At 36.0% G+C, this 13,553-nt stretch carries 13 protein-coding genes; 3 read left to right on the top strand and 10 right to left on the bottom strand.

Going from position 1 to position 13,553, the window contains the following annotated elements; genetic code table 11:
• Positions 1-6 precede the first annotated feature (6 nt).
• From DEU39_RS13610 to DEU39_RS13585, 6 genes are all read right to left on the bottom strand, one after another.
• On the bottom strand, positions 7-312 hold the full coding sequence (locus DEU39_RS13610) for a 2TM domain-containing protein (protein WP_120232334.1): 306 nt from the start codon (positions 310-312) through the stop codon (positions 7-9).
• Between the two features lie 4 nt (positions 313-316).
• The gene (locus DEU39_RS13605) at positions 317-1,630 is read right to left on the bottom strand and encodes a 2TM domain-containing protein (protein WP_062672857.1); all 1,314 of its coding nucleotides are present in this window, start codon (positions 1,628-1,630) and stop codon (positions 317-319) included.
• Positions 1,631-1,769: 139 nt separating this feature from the next.
• Complete coding sequence (locus DEU39_RS13600; protein WP_120232333.1) at positions 1,770-2,429, bottom strand: hypothetical protein; 660 nt, start codon at positions 2,427-2,429, stop codon at positions 1,770-1,772.
• Between the two features lie 51 nt (positions 2,430-2,480).
• On the bottom strand, positions 2,481-4,727 hold the full coding sequence (locus tag DEU39_RS13595) for a TonB-dependent receptor (RefSeq protein ID WP_120232332.1): 2,247 nt from the start codon (positions 4,725-4,727) through the stop codon (positions 2,481-2,483).
• Positions 4,728-4,820: 93 nt separating this feature from the next.
• Entirely contained in the window at positions 4,821-5,723 is a 903-nt protein-coding gene (locus DEU39_RS13590) for a GyrI-like domain-containing protein (RefSeq protein ID WP_120232331.1), read from the bottom strand.
• Positions 5,724-5,815: 92 nt separating this feature from the next.
• Positions 5,816-6,460 (bottom strand): 4'-phosphopantetheinyl transferase family protein, encoded by a 645-nt coding sequence (locus tag DEU39_RS13585; RefSeq protein WP_120232330.1) that lies wholly within the window; start codon positions 6,458-6,460, stop codon positions 5,816-5,818.
• Between the two features lie 241 nt (positions 6,461-6,701).
• On the opposite strand from DEU39_RS13585, the gene DEU39_RS13580 reads away from it, so the two are divergent.
• Positions 6,702-7,205: a superoxide dismutase family protein gene (locus tag DEU39_RS13580; protein WP_062672846.1), complete on the top strand. Its 504-nt coding sequence runs from the start codon at positions 6,702-6,704 to the stop codon at positions 7,203-7,205.
• Positions 7,206-7,260: 55 nt separating this feature from the next.
• On the opposite strand, the gene DEU39_RS13575 is transcribed toward DEU39_RS13580, so the two are convergent.
• Positions 7,261-9,390 (bottom strand): carboxy terminal-processing peptidase, encoded by a 2,130-nt coding sequence (locus tag DEU39_RS13575; protein ID WP_120232329.1) that lies wholly within the window; start codon positions 9,388-9,390, stop codon positions 7,261-7,263.
• A gap of 344 nt (positions 9,391-9,734) precedes the next feature.
• Here DEU39_RS13575 and DEU39_RS13570 point away from each other — a divergent pair, with 344 nt between their 5' ends.
• Positions 9,735-9,905: a lmo0937 family membrane protein gene (locus DEU39_RS13570; protein ID WP_120232328.1), complete on the top strand. Its 171-nt coding sequence runs from the start codon at positions 9,735-9,737 to the stop codon at positions 9,903-9,905.
• A 366-nt stretch (positions 9,906-10,271) separates the two neighbouring features.
• Positions 10,272-11,060 carry a 5'/3'-nucleotidase SurE gene (gene surE / locus DEU39_RS13565; protein ID WP_062672842.1) on the top strand — a complete coding sequence of 263 codons (789 nt, stop codon included), beginning with the start codon at positions 10,272-10,274 and terminating at the stop codon, positions 11,058-11,060.
• Between the two features lie 53 nt (positions 11,061-11,113).
• On the opposite strand, the gene DEU39_RS13560 is transcribed toward surE, so the two are convergent.
• From DEU39_RS13560 to DEU39_RS13550, 3 genes are read right to left on the bottom strand one after another with little or no spacing between them, the layout of a single operon-like run.
• The gene (locus tag DEU39_RS13560; protein WP_120232327.1) at positions 11,114-12,517 is read right to left on the bottom strand and encodes a radical SAM protein; all 1,404 of its coding nucleotides are present in this window, start codon (positions 12,515-12,517) and stop codon (positions 11,114-11,116) included.
• 10 nt (positions 12,518-12,527) lie between these two features.
• Entirely contained in the window at positions 12,528-12,764 is a 237-nt protein-coding gene (locus tag DEU39_RS13555; RefSeq protein ID WP_062672838.1) for a hypothetical protein, read from the bottom strand.
• Positions 12,761-13,516: a prolipoprotein diacylglyceryl transferase gene (locus tag DEU39_RS13550; RefSeq protein ID WP_120232326.1), complete on the bottom strand. Its 756-nt coding sequence runs from the start codon at positions 13,514-13,516 to the stop codon at positions 12,761-12,763. The genes DEU39_RS13555 and DEU39_RS13550 overlap by 4 nt, the downstream gene beginning before the upstream one ends.
• Positions 13,517-13,553 lie beyond the last annotated feature (37 nt).

Genomic DNA, 13,553 nt, shown 5'->3' with positions numbered 1-13,553 from the left:
TCCTTTTTAGTGATCTTTCTGTTTATCCATCAGTTCCTTGATCTTCTTATCTTCCCATTTCTTGATAAAATTAACACGGGGCAGAAAAACGGTAACTGCATGTGCTGCAAGTCCTATTCCCCAAAAAGTTGCCGTGAAAAAGTTTTTAAACTGAAAATAACTTTCACCAGGTTTCAGGTGCATACAATTATAGACAACAATCAGAGCATTTACTGCTATATAAGCGAATACATGTCCGTAAAACCCACGCAGTCTTTCTACCTGTCTTCTTGCCTGTTGATATTCAATATTGTTTTCTTCAAATGTTCTCATGATTCTATTTTTTTTGTTTGTTCATAATTTCACGAATCTTCTTTTCCTGCCAGGATTCACCTACTCCAAACACCTGAAATGCATGAGAAGCAACGCCTATTCCCCATCCCAGTACAGGAAACCAGAACCAATGATTTCTGCTGCTCGTAAAAAGATTAATAAAGATTAAAAAGGCACTTACCGTACAGTAAGAAATAAGGTTCATATAAAAACTCTTAATCTCTTTTACTCTTTTTTGTGCCCGTTGGTAAGCTGCAGAATCATCTTCAGGTTTTGATATGGAAACTTGTGGTTTAGCCACGAGCATTGGAAGTTTTACTTTAAAATGATCTTCAGATTTTTCGATGAAGACATTTCGCTCTGTAATAAGGGAATAACGCTGTACAATATTGGCCAGACCAATTCCTGAGCTTTCTTTGATCTGCTCTCTTACCTGAAGATTATTTTCAATGCAGAGCGTATTTCCGTCTGAAAAAATTCTGATGATCAGAGGTTTTGATGATGTGGCAAAATTGTGTTTGATACAATTTTCCAGCAAGAGCTGCAAAGCCAGTGGAACTACATATTTCTGATAATCCTCTTTAGCAACATCAAAGGTAAAATCCACACTGTCTTCAAATCTTGTTTTCAAAAGTTCACAATAGGTTTTTGCAAATTCTATCTCGTCTTCTACTGTTACCAGTTCTTTATCTTTTTGTTCAAGTACATATCGGTAAATCTTTGACATTGAAGCAGTAAACTTTTGTGCCTGACGAGGATTTTCATCAATCAACGAGCTTAAAACATTCAATGAGTTGAAAAGGAAATGTGGATCCAGCTGGTTCTTTAAACTTTCAAACTGGGCATTTGCAGATTTGGCGATAAGCTTCTGTTCCACCACTTCTTTTCGGGAAGTTTTCTTCAGCTCTTCCATGAAACTTCTGGCATGAAGGAAAGCGGATATCAACAATGCTATATTGATGGTAAACCAATTGAGGAAATTATATTTTCCAAGGAAAAACTCTTCTGTAGTAGCTGCTTTTTGAATAAGTACAAAATTGACATAATTGCAGAAATAGACCAGTACAAAATTGGCGACAATAATTGAAATAATACTGATAACCGCTCTTTTGGTTGTAGCCTCAGACCATGGGACCTTTTTATTCAGAAAACTGTTCAATAGCCCGTTTCCTCCTCCCAATACAAAAGAATAAATAAAAGAGATAAGCAGGGTATATAAAAAGTTTTCAAGATTCTTCTCTTCTGTAAAGACAAAAAAGAAAAACATGGAGACTGCAAGCGATACCCAGAATAGTACGATAAAGTTTTTCCGTTTCATGATCTGTTTTCTTGACTCAAAATTAGTTTTTATTAAAGGTATCACAAATTAATTGTTACCGAAGGGCTGATTTTTCTTTCCGAATGGTATAAAAAAACCTTCACGAATGAAGGTTGATTAATTTGAAATATAGAAAAAGCTATTTTGTTTTTTCTGCCGGTAAGCTTAAGAAATAATCGGCTTCTCCTCTTCCCCAGTTAGGATCTAAAGCTGTTTTAGGCTTATATGTTGTAAATTTTGCCTGAGCATCTTTAAATAGTTCCAATCCTTTGGTTTTGCTTCCTCCGTACTGTTCGGGAGTAAAATAGACATCTTCTGCTTTGATAAGCGCAATTCTTGGGTTTGCCGGGTCTAATTTTTCTGCAATATTAAGTTCCTCAGCAGCTCTTGCTCCATCTGTCATATAACGCTGGGCAGGATTTACCATCATTCTGAGAGAATAAGACATTTTTTTCAACAGATGAATTTCCGCATTATCTGCTCCTGCAAGGTTCTGAGCCAATGAAAGACTTTTCTCTGCCTGATCTGCAATACCATCCAATTCCTGCATTTTTCCGTCTCTCATCAGGGTTCTTCCTTTTTGGATATAAGAAAATGCGGCATAGTAAGCCGGAAGCCATTTTGTACTTTCTTTACTTCCTATTCTCTGGAAATCATTTGCAAGAGCCTGGAAATCTTCTGAGGTTTTGCAGGTTTCAATTCTGGCTATTTTTTCAGACATTATTTTGTCATAATCTGCCTGTGCAAAAGCTGTTAAGCTCACAAAAGCTAAAGCAAAACTTAAAAGGTATTTTTTCATGATATCAAATTTTAAAAGTGAGTTATGTTTGTTTGTTCTAAGATATGTTTTTTATAAATTATTATTGATGGCATCATCTGTTTTATCTACTCCAAAGCTTATAAATGCTCCTATGAAAACAAAAGTATTGACTGGCGGAACAATAGCAGAGCTTCTGGAACCATTGGCTGAAAAATTATAGCCATATACATTCTTTGATCCTAAAATATTGCTGATGCTCAATACAAATACAGGGAAAGCTTTCGCATCTTTTTTACCGATATTCGGAAGATAATTAATACTGAAGTTTAATGCATTATAATCTTTTAATCTTCCTTCATCTCGGATGAAATTTATTGCTTTTCCATCTTTAAATGTAGAGGCAATATCATAATATGGACGTCCTTTAGCATAGGTATATGATAAGTTGACTCCAAGTTTCCATTCCGGAATAAATCTTTTTGCTACTGCTGAAAGGGTATGTTCTGCTGCAAAACTCGGCTGCAGGCTTACCGGATAATTCAGGAAATCCCTTTTTGAATCCAGATAAGAGTAGCTGATCCAGTAATCGATATTTTCAAATGTCTTTTTATTATCTCTCCAGAAAAACTCCAGTCCTTTTGCATATCCGTAGCCATCATTATTTAAAGCGGTCTGAATCTGCTGATTTTGCTCTTTGTTCTGGGTAATATTGAACGTCTTAATCAACTGGTCATATTTCTTGTAAAATGCCTCAAAACGTAAAGTTCTGCCTTCTGAAGCTCTCTGAACCTGGAAAATATAATGCTGTGATTTCTGAAAACCAAGATTGGCAGGTCCATTGATGTATTTACTTTCCGGATTCTGATAAAAAATCCCGTAAGCTAATGAAGTGGTCCAGTCTTTTGCAAGACGGTAGGCAATCGCAAAACGAGGCGCAATATTATCCTTTCCTAAAAAAGAAGAATGCTCTGCTCTCACCCCTATTTTTGCTGACAATGCATTGCTGAAGCCAAGATCTGTTTCCACGAAAGCAGAAGAGATCAGGTCTTTATAATGTTTCTGCACAGCTTCAAAATTCAGGTTTTCATCGGTATTATTCAGTTCAATTCCTCCTCTTACGGCACTGATTCTGTTTATCTTTCTTTCAAGAACTGCTTTGAAGTTCACATAGTTTCCGTCAGTGAGAAGCTGGCTTCTGTTGGATTCAATATCATTGGTTTCTGTTGAAAAATGAAGATCCGATCTATTGTAGGAATAAGAACCGCCCACATTAAGCAGATATTTTCCGAATTTTTGTTTAAAAGAAAGGTTGTGAAATGTATTTTTACCGCTAAGATTTACCAGACTGAAATCATATCCGGGTGTAAGACTTTCTGATCTCACGCCCATTTTATTGGAATTGAACATTCCGTAATATTTGAAAAAGCCTCCTGATTTTGTTTTAAATCTGAAATTCAGATCTCCGTTAAGACCTTGGGGAGCTTCTACAAAGTCTGTATTAAAATTTAAGACCTTCTGCATCAGACTTAAAAGAGAATATCCTGCTGTAGCACCATAGGAATAGTTTTTATTATCTCCTAACTTTTGAAATCCTGCACTCAGAAAAATGGGTGAAATCCCAAAGTTATAGGAGGTTTCTTCCGGAAGATCTACACTTTCCAGCATCAATGCTCCCGAAAGAGCCTGCCCGTACAATGCAGAATAGCCACCACTTGAGAAAACATTTCCTTTAAAAAGTGAAGTATTGAACTGATCTCTCCCCGCTATTCCCGGAACAGAATTAGAAAAATAATTATTGATAAGACTTCCGTCCATAAAGATTTTAGATTCCGTTCCGGTACCTCCACGGATGAATAAACCTTCTGTTCCTCCTACTTTCTGTACTCCCGGAAGATAAGTCAATGCTGAAGAAATCTGTCCGTCTGCTCCTGCCGTTGTATAAATATCAATGGGAGTGAGTAATGCTGTTGCTCTTTTTTTATCACTGGCTTCAATAGATCCTGCAGAAACTACTACTGCATCAATCTCACTGATCTGTTCTTTAAGATCAATATTCAAAGATATATCTTGATTTTCAATAGAAACTGATCTTTCTACATTTTCATATTTCGGGTGGGTAAAAGTAATTGTATGAGCTCCTTTTTCTGAAGTTTCAAAGGTAAAATTACCCTGAGCATCTGTTGTAGCCCCATCATAGGTGTCTTTGAGCGTTACATTTACTTCGGCGACTCCTTTGTTTTTAAAGGATACTTTCCCCGATATTTTCACCTGGGAATATCCCATAATGGAAGTGAGAAGAAGAATCAGAAACAGTATGTTTTGTCCTTGTGTTTTCATTTTTATTGTTTTCTGGAATCAAAAATAGCATGAGAAATACCTTTCTGTAAAAAAATTATTACTGAAAGGCATTCTTTTGCTCCCGAATGGTAATTAATGAACCGGAATGCAAAAATCCACGATCATCTTCCCTTCCGGATGTTCTTTAAAATTGGAGTGATAGATTTCATAAGGAAAAGTTCTTCTCATGGCGTAGTTGTTTTCGTTCATCCATAAGAACAGAGAAACCCAGCATTGTTCAAAATCATCCAATGTCACCTCTCCGCTTCCTACAATGTACTTTCCGCCTTCTAACGTTTCTGAAAATACTTCTCCCTCCTGTTGCTGCAGTTTTTCATCCAAAAGCATACAGGCGTGAATTCTGACTTTATCGAGAGGTGTGATTTTACAGCTGTCATGATATACAGAAATCATTTTAAGATTTTGCCGCGGAAACAGGTTTTTCTTTTTTGCCCAGTCTATCAGGATATTAAAAGAAGGTTCTACGTTGGCCATTCCAAGGCTCATAATGGATGCCAGATTCATTTCCGGCATTTCTTTTATTTCGATTTTCAAATTCATTTTAGTCCAGTTTAACAGGTTTTCAATATTGCAAATGTATTGGCTGAAAACCGTCTCAACTTGTCCGTTCTTGCTTTGTGTTTGTAAAATCCTGTGAAATTTTTCCGGTGCTGATCTGCGAAATTCTGTGGGCGCGAGACCGTAATATTTTTTGAATGTTTTACAGAAAACTGAATGATTGGAGAAACCAAGATCCCAATAGATCTCCTTGATCTCCATATTTTTATGAACCGCCAGATGAAGAGCACTTTTCTCTATTTTCTTTCTGATGATATAGTTCTGAAGGGTTTCTCCTGTAACCAGCTTGAAAATTCTGTGAAAATGAAAAGGTGAATAGGCACTTACCTCTGAAACTTTTTCCAGAGACAGCTCCGCATCAATATGGTTATCAATATATTGAATTGTTTTTACAATCCGTTTTTTATATTCTTCCACTTCAAAATTGTTAATTCACAAAGATATTTTTCCGGAGCGGAATTATGTTGTCTTTTATTGCTATTATCAGAAAATCTTTTTTATTTTCACGTTCAAACTTCCTCTTGAAAGTATTTAATAAGAGGGTTCACATCCTTAATTTTTTGATCTGAAGAGGCGATATAACCGTGATAATCTTCATGGATAAAAATCTCTTTGGTAAAAAATTTTTCCTCTTCAATAATACACTCATTATGCAAGATTTCAAAAGAATCCAAAGGTAACATCATTCCTGCTCCATGGGCCTTTATTACAGCTTCCTTTCTTGCCCAATAAGTGAAGAATTCTTTCGTTTTATCCTCAGCATCATGAATTTTCTGAAGCTCTTTGGCCGTCATCTGAAATATAAAATCCTGATAATTGATCTTCGGATCTCTGAATTCAACATCTATTCCCAAAGGATATTCTGCAATAGCACAGACCGCAAGCTCTTTGGAATGCGATATATTAAAATGAAGATGATGGTCTTTTAAGTAAGGCTTTTTATTGGGAAGAACTCCTGTTTCTACATCAGAAATATTATAATACGTTTTCAGACCATATTGTAAAAGCACCTTTCCCAGTAAAGAAAGCTGCACATCCTGCCATCTTCTGTATCGCAGGATATTCTGATTAACCTCCTGAGAAAAAGCAGGCAGAAATCGATCTAAACGTGACTGATGTTTTTCTTCGCTGATGAATGTATAAAGAATGATCATTTTCTATTGGTTTCCAACTATGAAGGCTTGATAAAATGACTTTTTAACGACTAAAATAAAGCTTTTTTTCATCTCTCTTTAAACAACATATTATTCATCTCAAGATTTTGGAATTTAAAGTTAAAAGATGCCTTATGCCAGTAATTATTTAAACCTGTTTTTTAAAAAAGAGTGAGATCATAAAGCGCTTTGGAAAATCTTTTTTAAATTTATCGTAAAATCACTATAAATCATTTAACAAATGAAAGTACAAACATTAGCATTATTGGCGGGATTTGCAGTTTTTGCCGTTTCATGCGGAACCACAAAAACCTATTCTGTAAATGCCAAAAGCGGAACACAGACAGGGGGAACAGCGAAGTTTACTCAAAATGGAAATGAAGTAACCATGAAGCTTGATATTACCAACCTTACTCCTGGAATCCATGCGGTACACATTCATGAAAAAGGAGACTGCTCAGCTGCAGACGGAACTTCTACAGGCGGCCACTGGAATCCTTCGAAGAATGATCATGGTAAATGGGGTGCTGAACATTTCCATATGGGAGATATAGGAAACCTGGTTGCTGATCAGAACGGAACGGCAACATTGACTTTCAAGACAGACAAATGGTGTCTGGGCTGTACAGACGAGTCTAAGAACATTATCGGAAAAGGTCTTATTGTACACGCTGCTGCAGATGATTTCCATACTCAGCCTACCGGAAATGCAGGAGGAAGAGTAGGATGTGTAGAAATTAAATAATTTACTTTATTCAATAAAAAAACCGCTAATCTTTTAATTAGCGGTTTTTTTATGTTTAGGATTTAGCTCCCATATCTGATACAATATTCATTGCTTCCTGCAGGTAAAGATCTTTTTTCAGATTCTTGATCCACATTTCAGATTTTTTCTTGAAAGCTTCGTCTTTTTTCTCTCTTTCAATTTCACTTGGATACATGATGAACTGAAGACCGTTTTCAAATTTTGTCAAAGCCTTGAACTTTTCAATCTGAGATTTTCTGTTCTTCATCAGCTCATTAAATTTTGTAATATTCAATGTGATATTTTCTTCTTTATCCAGTTTTTCCCTCCACTGAGCAGATTCTAATAGCAACTGATAATTGCTGTTTTTAGCCATTCTGTCTGCACTTGCCTTCTCCAGAGCCTGGATATTGAAATAGTTCAGTTTCTGGAATTTTGTAGGTGGAATTTTATCCCAGGCCAATGCATAATCATCATATCGCTCTCCTACTTCAGCATACGTAAAGAAGTCTTTCATCTGGATATCAGAAACAATTCCTTTTCTCTGTGTAGATTCTCCTGTAATTCTGTAGAATTTCTGGATTGTCAGTTTTAGAGATCCAAAATCATCTTCCGTGTTCAGGAATCTGTTCAGATCCACAAAAGTCTGCACGGTTCCTTTTCCGAAAGATTGTGGAGATCCGATAATCATCGCTCTACCATAATCCTGCATTACTCCTGCAAGGATTTCTGAAGCTGAAGCCGAAAGTTCGTTTTGCATAATAACCAACGGACCTGTCCAGATTGGAGTTTCATTTTTGTTCTTAAGCGTCTGTATTTTTCCGTTTCCGTCTTTTACCTGAACATAAGGACCAGCTTCCATGAAAAGTCCCATAATATCGCCTACTTCAGTTAAAGAACCTCCACCATTATTTCTAAGGTCAAGGATGATTCCCTGAATGTTCTGTTCTTTAAGCTTAATGATTTCATTTTTAATATCATCAGAAGCGTTTCTTCCTTTGGCATTTTCAAAGTCAGCATTAAAGCTTGGCAGGTTGATGAAACCGTATTTCTTACCATTTGGAGCATTCACTACAATACTTCTTGCAAATGTATCTTCGATAGCAACTTCTTCACGGATCATGGTTACATCTTTAATGGAACCATCTTTTTTCTGAACAGTTAAGGTTACCGGAGTTCCTTTTTCACCTCTGATCAGTCTTACCGCTTCATCAGAAAGCATTCCTACCACATTTACAGCATCTTCTTTCGGCTTTGATCTTACTTTCAGGATTTTATCTCCTTCTGAAAGCTGCTTGGATTTCCATGCCGGTGCACCAATGGTAAGCGCTCCTAAGTAAAGGTTTCCTTTTTTCTCCTGGATCAGGGCTCCGATACCAATTACTTTTCCGGTGAACTGGGTATCAAAATCTTCTTTATCTTTTGGAGAATAATAGTTGGTGTGCGGATCAAATACTTCAGTATACGCATTCATATACACGGTAAACCAATCCATTTTCTTTCTCTTTTTGAATCTCGTGAAAGTATCTTTTACAAGGTCTTTTACCTCATCAGTCGCTTTTTTGATCTTCTCGTCCTGAGTAAGTGGCTTAAACTTGATCGTATCTTTCAGTTTATATTTCTGAACAGAGTCTTTCTTTTCTTTCTGAGCTTCTTCTTTGCTGTTCATCGACTCAACTTCCTGGAGGATGTTGTATTTGATGAATTTTTTCCACTCATTATACTGTTCCTGTTTGTTGGCAGGTACTTTTTTTAGTTTGGGCTCAAGAGTAAGCGTTTCATCTTCCTGAAGATTGATGGGCTTACTGAAGATATCCTGTGTGATTTTATCAATCTCATCCACTCTCTGGTAGAGTCTGTCAATGGTAAGCTTATAGAATGTAAGATCACCTTGTCCGATATAGTCATCAAGCTTTGTTTCATGCTTGCTGAATTCATCCATATCAGATTGCAGAAAATATCTTTTCGCTGGATCTACCAATTCGAAATAATGCTTATAAACGTCCTTCGAATAGGCATCATTGATAGATTTCGGGCTATAATGCAGATAAGAAAGTGTGTTTTTTACGCTCACCATTATCGTCTGCATCTTTTCATCGTCATTCTGTGGCGAGTTGAAACAAAACATTAGACTGGTTAATGGAATCAGGAGTAAAAATTTATTCAGTTTGAAATTTTTCCACATAAACTGTCTTTATTTATTAATTTTTTTATAATAAGTATAGTAATTAGTAGCAGTAAGTTTGGTACTGTTACAAATGATCAAATTTAATACCTTATTTACAAATATCGACAGTTTTGATCATTTTTATTTAAAGAGATTTACAAATAATCAGGACAGTATGAGCCATTTCCTATTATCAGACAGTTTCGTTATAAAGTGATACAGATCAATCCTTTTTTTCAAACACACCTAAATTTTTAATTTTTAATCTAAAAACAGAAAACACATACCACAAAAATCAATTTTTAGCCATAAAGGCATAAAATATGCAGAGAATTAACCATACAAATTCAAAATATTAAGTCATGAAAAGTTTATTATGGTTAGTAGCAGTCATCTGCATCGTTGTTTGGCTATTGGGAATGCTAGGAGTCGTTCCCGGAATAAGCACAGGTTATTTAATTCACGTTTTACTGGTTATTGCTATTATTGTTATTCTTTATAATATCATTTCCGGTAGAAAACCTCTCGACTAGTTTATTATTTTGTACGACCACTTAACATTAAAATTATCAGGCTTTACAGGTGTTCTTCACAGGATAACAAGAGATTTTCATGGGAGGCACCTGTAAAATTCTGAGTTTGATGAACTAAAATTCATATTAAAATTCCTTCATTTTAGTCAGATATTCTGCTTCTGGCATTTTTCTTTATCGGTGCATTGATCTTCACTCTCTGAAGCAAAAGCAGAAGGATTTTATTTCTATTTCACAACAGCCAATCCCAATCTGGTATTTTATGGCGTCTGATTTTTACCTACATTTGATGTGTTGAAAATCTATTTGTTCAATTCTGAAAATGAACAAACTCACTCTGTTTAAATAAAAAATTAAAGATAATTTATGGAAAGACCACTTATTCTGGTGACTAATGACGACGGAATTACAGCTCCTGGTATCAGAAATCTTGTAAATTTTATGAATGAAATCGGAGAAGTAGTGGTTGTTGCCCCCAATTCTCCTCAAAGTGGAAAAGGCCACGCTATTACCATTAATTCTACCCTAAGCTACGAAGAAGTTACTCTGGATGGCCCGCAGACAGATTTTTCCTGTAGCGGAACTCCTGTTGACTGTGTAAAAATGGCTCTTGATAAAATCCTGACCAGAAGACCCGATATTGTGGTTTCAGGAATCAATCACGGGGCAAATTCTTCTATCAATGTAATCTATTCAGGGACCATGTCGGCTGCAGTAGAAGCAGGTGTAGAAGGAATTCCTGCCATTGGATTCTCATTACTGGATTTCAGCTGGGAAGCAGATTTCACTCAGGCTAAAGAATTTATTCAGAATATTGTAAGAAGAACATTGGAAAACCCAATGCCAAAAGGAGTTGTACTGAACGTAAATATTCCTAAACTTCCGGCGGAAGAGATTAAAGGAGTAAAAGTCTGTAAACAGGCCAATGCCAAATGGGAAGAAAGCTTTGATGAGAGAGTAAATCCTCATGGTAAAAAATATTACTGGCTGACAGGTTATTTCAACAATATGGATGATTCTGAAGATGCTGATGAAACAGCATTGGCCAATGGATATATTTCTATTGTTCCGGTAAAGTTTGACCTTACAGCTTATGAATACATGAAAACATTGGAAGAAGTGATGACTTTTGAAGATGTAAAAGAAGTAAAATAACAAGAAAATAATAAAAGCGTGAAATTTCATTTCACGCTTTGCTTTTTATATGGCTAAAATAAAACTTTATCTTCTTTCCTGAGTTCTTCCAGATAAGCCTTTTTTTCATCTCTGTAAAAGAGGTTCATGGTTTCAAAAGGTATTAGCTTCAGGTCTTTATTGACAATATGTACGCACGACTTCTTCACCGCTCTTACATCAAAATCATGAGCATCCATAAAGTTCATGATAATTATTCTGAAAAGGTTATCATAATCGAGATCCGGAGCACAAACATCCGGCAGGCAGCACAGTAACTGATTGACCTTAGGCTGAACTTTATCTACGGAAATTCCGGTACTGAAAATATCCAGCAGCTGCATATGCAATCCTTTATCCTGTTCATAAACAATGGTATTCCTTGATTCATTATTCAGAAGATCTGCAGGATTGATATACCGGGTTAAAGGAATTGTTTCGCCCTGCAGTTTCAAGATATATCCCATAGCAAGAGCATCCGGATTACATGGAACGGGAATAATATCATCAGAATTTAATAACGGAAACTGATTGATAATTTCCTGTCTTACTTCAGTTAAGGTAATTTTTTCATGAGCAGAATCTTCCCGGTTTCTTCCGGCAATTTCAACCGGCTGAAAGGTAATTCCTCTTACGCACTTCTGTTTTAGGGCAAATTCTATAATTTTTCCAATTTCATCAATATTTTTATCTTTTTGAAGAACAATAACCAGTGTCGTAGAAAGGTTAAGCTCATTGAGTTTTTCCAATGCTTTCATTCTGACCGCGGTAAGATCCTTCCCTCTGAAATCTTCCAGGACTTCAGGTTTAAATGAATCAAACTGAAGGTAAATTTCAAACTCAGGAGCATAGGTCGCCAATCGTTCAGCAAATCCCGGATCATTGGCTATTCTGATTCCGTTGGTGTTCAGCATCAGATGTTTGATCGGTTTTGATTTGGCAATATCCATAATTTTGAAAAATTCCGGATGGATTGTAGGTTCTCCTCCACTGATCTGCACCACGTCCGGTTCCCCTTCATTTTTTACAATAACATCAAACATAGCCTCAATTTCTTCCAGGCTTCTGTGACTTCCATAGTGGGGTGAGGACATTGCATAGCAGGTTGGACAAGTAAGATTACAACGGTCTGTAACTTCTACGATAGAAAGACAGCTATGCTGTTCATGGTCAACACATAGTCCACAATCATAAGGACATCCATATTCCACGTCGGTTCCGAAATGAAAGGGCATTTCAGAGGCTTTATTATAGTTTCTTATATTTTTATAATACTGTACGTCAGAAGCTATTTTTGTTTTAAAAAATCCATGATCCGGACATCTTTTGGTCATAAAAACAGTTTCGTCCTCAATAATGATTTTGGCTCCTACCCTTTTAAGACATTCCGGGCAAAGGCTTATTGTATAATCGTAATAGGTATAATTTCTTACTGGCATAGCAATTTTTTTAAAGTCCTCCGCAAATATAACCGCTGATTAATCCACAGATCAGAAGAGAGATCAGCATGGTCTGAATAAATTGTTTTCTGGTGAATTTTTGGTCTCCTTTCCTTTCATAAATAAGTTTTGTAATAAAAGCGACTATGAGGGAAAAAACCAGTGCAGCCAAAATAATTGCACCAATAATCATTATCACTACCCCAGCCAGATTGAGATTGCCTTCTAAAATAGTTAATGTTTTCATCTTGAATATTTTAAATATAAAGATCCGGTATTTTTGATTTTATAAATGTAGTAAATAATTACACAGATACACACCATTTGAATTGTACCTATATTTCCAATGATTTCTATTCTTGGTTTTATAAAATCCAAAAGGAATCTGAATGTAAAATAGCTGAGCATAAACAGCTGAAAAATAAAACCGGAGGCGTACTTCTTACGACTCTGAATATACTTTAATCCTATCCAAAGAAGAATTAAAAAGGCTATTTCATACAAGGCAACAGGATGTCTGAGATATTGGTCCCCCAAATGCATTCCAAAAACAGAATCAGTAGGAATACCATATGTTTCTTCATAAACCCCTGTAAGAAAACATCCTATTCTGCCTATAATCATGGCCAATATCAGGGGAAAAACAATAAGATCTCCCGTACTTTCTTTATGATGTACAATCTTTTTTGCCAGCTCTACTCCCAATAAACCAAAAGCCAGTCCTCCTACAATAGTATTGTTTGACCAGACCTTTCTGAAGGAAAAATTTTCAAATAATGCATAAGGGTTTTCAAGATTACCAATCAGTTTGGAACCTATCAAAGCACCGGCAGTGGCACCAATTAAAACAGCAGCAGAAGTATTGAAAGAAAGTTTTTCCTTAGACTTACGTTTCAGATAAAAATAATATCTCATGCCCAAAAACATTCCGGCAGCCTCAAAAAGCGGATGCGCAAGGATTGTTTTGCCGAAAATATGAAATGTTACAGGAAAATCCATTGTTTCAAAAATACACTATTTCATATTATTCACTACC

This window comes from Chryseobacterium sp. AG363 (genome assembly GCF_003610675.1).
Lineage (GTDB): Bacteria > Bacteroidota > Bacteroidia > Flavobacteriales > Weeksellaceae > Chryseobacterium > Chryseobacterium cucumeris.
This window is presented reverse-complemented; position numbering and strand designations above follow the sequence as displayed.

What these genes read in the sequence shown, in the direction of transcription:
- DEU39_RS13610 (WP_120232334.1), bottom strand. Translation starts at nt 312, where the DNA reads ATGAGAACATTTGAAGAAAACAATATTGAATATCAACAGGCAAGAAGA.
- DEU39_RS13605 (WP_062672857.1), bottom strand. Translation starts at nt 1,630, where the DNA reads ATGAAACGGAAAAACTTTATCGTACTATTCTGGGTATCGCTTGCAGTC.
- DEU39_RS13600 (WP_120232333.1), bottom strand. Translation starts at nt 2,429, where the DNA reads ATGAAAAAATACCTTTTAAGTTTTGCTTTAGCTTTTGTGAGCTTAACA.
- DEU39_RS13595 (WP_120232332.1), bottom strand. Translation starts at nt 4,727, where the DNA reads ATGAAAACACAAGGACAAAACATACTGTTTCTGATTCTTCTTCTCACT.
- DEU39_RS13585 (WP_120232330.1), bottom strand. Translation starts at nt 6,460, where the DNA reads ATGATCATTCTTTATACATTCATCAGCGAAGAAAAACATCAGTCACGT.
- DEU39_RS13580 (WP_062672846.1), top strand. Translation starts at nt 6,702, where the DNA reads ATGAAAGTACAAACATTAGCATTATTGGCGGGATTTGCAGTTTTTGCC.
- DEU39_RS13575 (WP_120232329.1), bottom strand. Translation starts at nt 9,390, where the DNA reads ATGTGGAAAAATTTCAAACTGAATAAATTTTTACTCCTGATTCCATTA.
- DEU39_RS13570 (WP_120232328.1), top strand. Translation starts at nt 9,735, where the DNA reads ATGAAAAGTTTATTATGGTTAGTAGCAGTCATCTGCATCGTTGTTTGG.
- surE (WP_062672842.1), top strand. Translation starts at nt 10,272, where the DNA reads ATGGAAAGACCACTTATTCTGGTGACTAATGACGACGGAATTACAGCT.
- DEU39_RS13560 (WP_120232327.1), bottom strand. Translation starts at nt 12,517, where the DNA reads ATGCCAGTAAGAAATTATACCTATTACGATTATACAATAAGCCTTTGC.
- DEU39_RS13555 (WP_062672838.1), bottom strand. Translation starts at nt 12,764, where the DNA reads ATGAAAACATTAACTATTTTAGAAGGCAATCTCAATCTGGCTGGGGTA.
- DEU39_RS13550 (WP_120232326.1), bottom strand. Translation starts at nt 13,516, where the DNA reads ATGGATTTTCCTGTAACATTTCATATTTTCGGCAAAACAATCCTTGCG.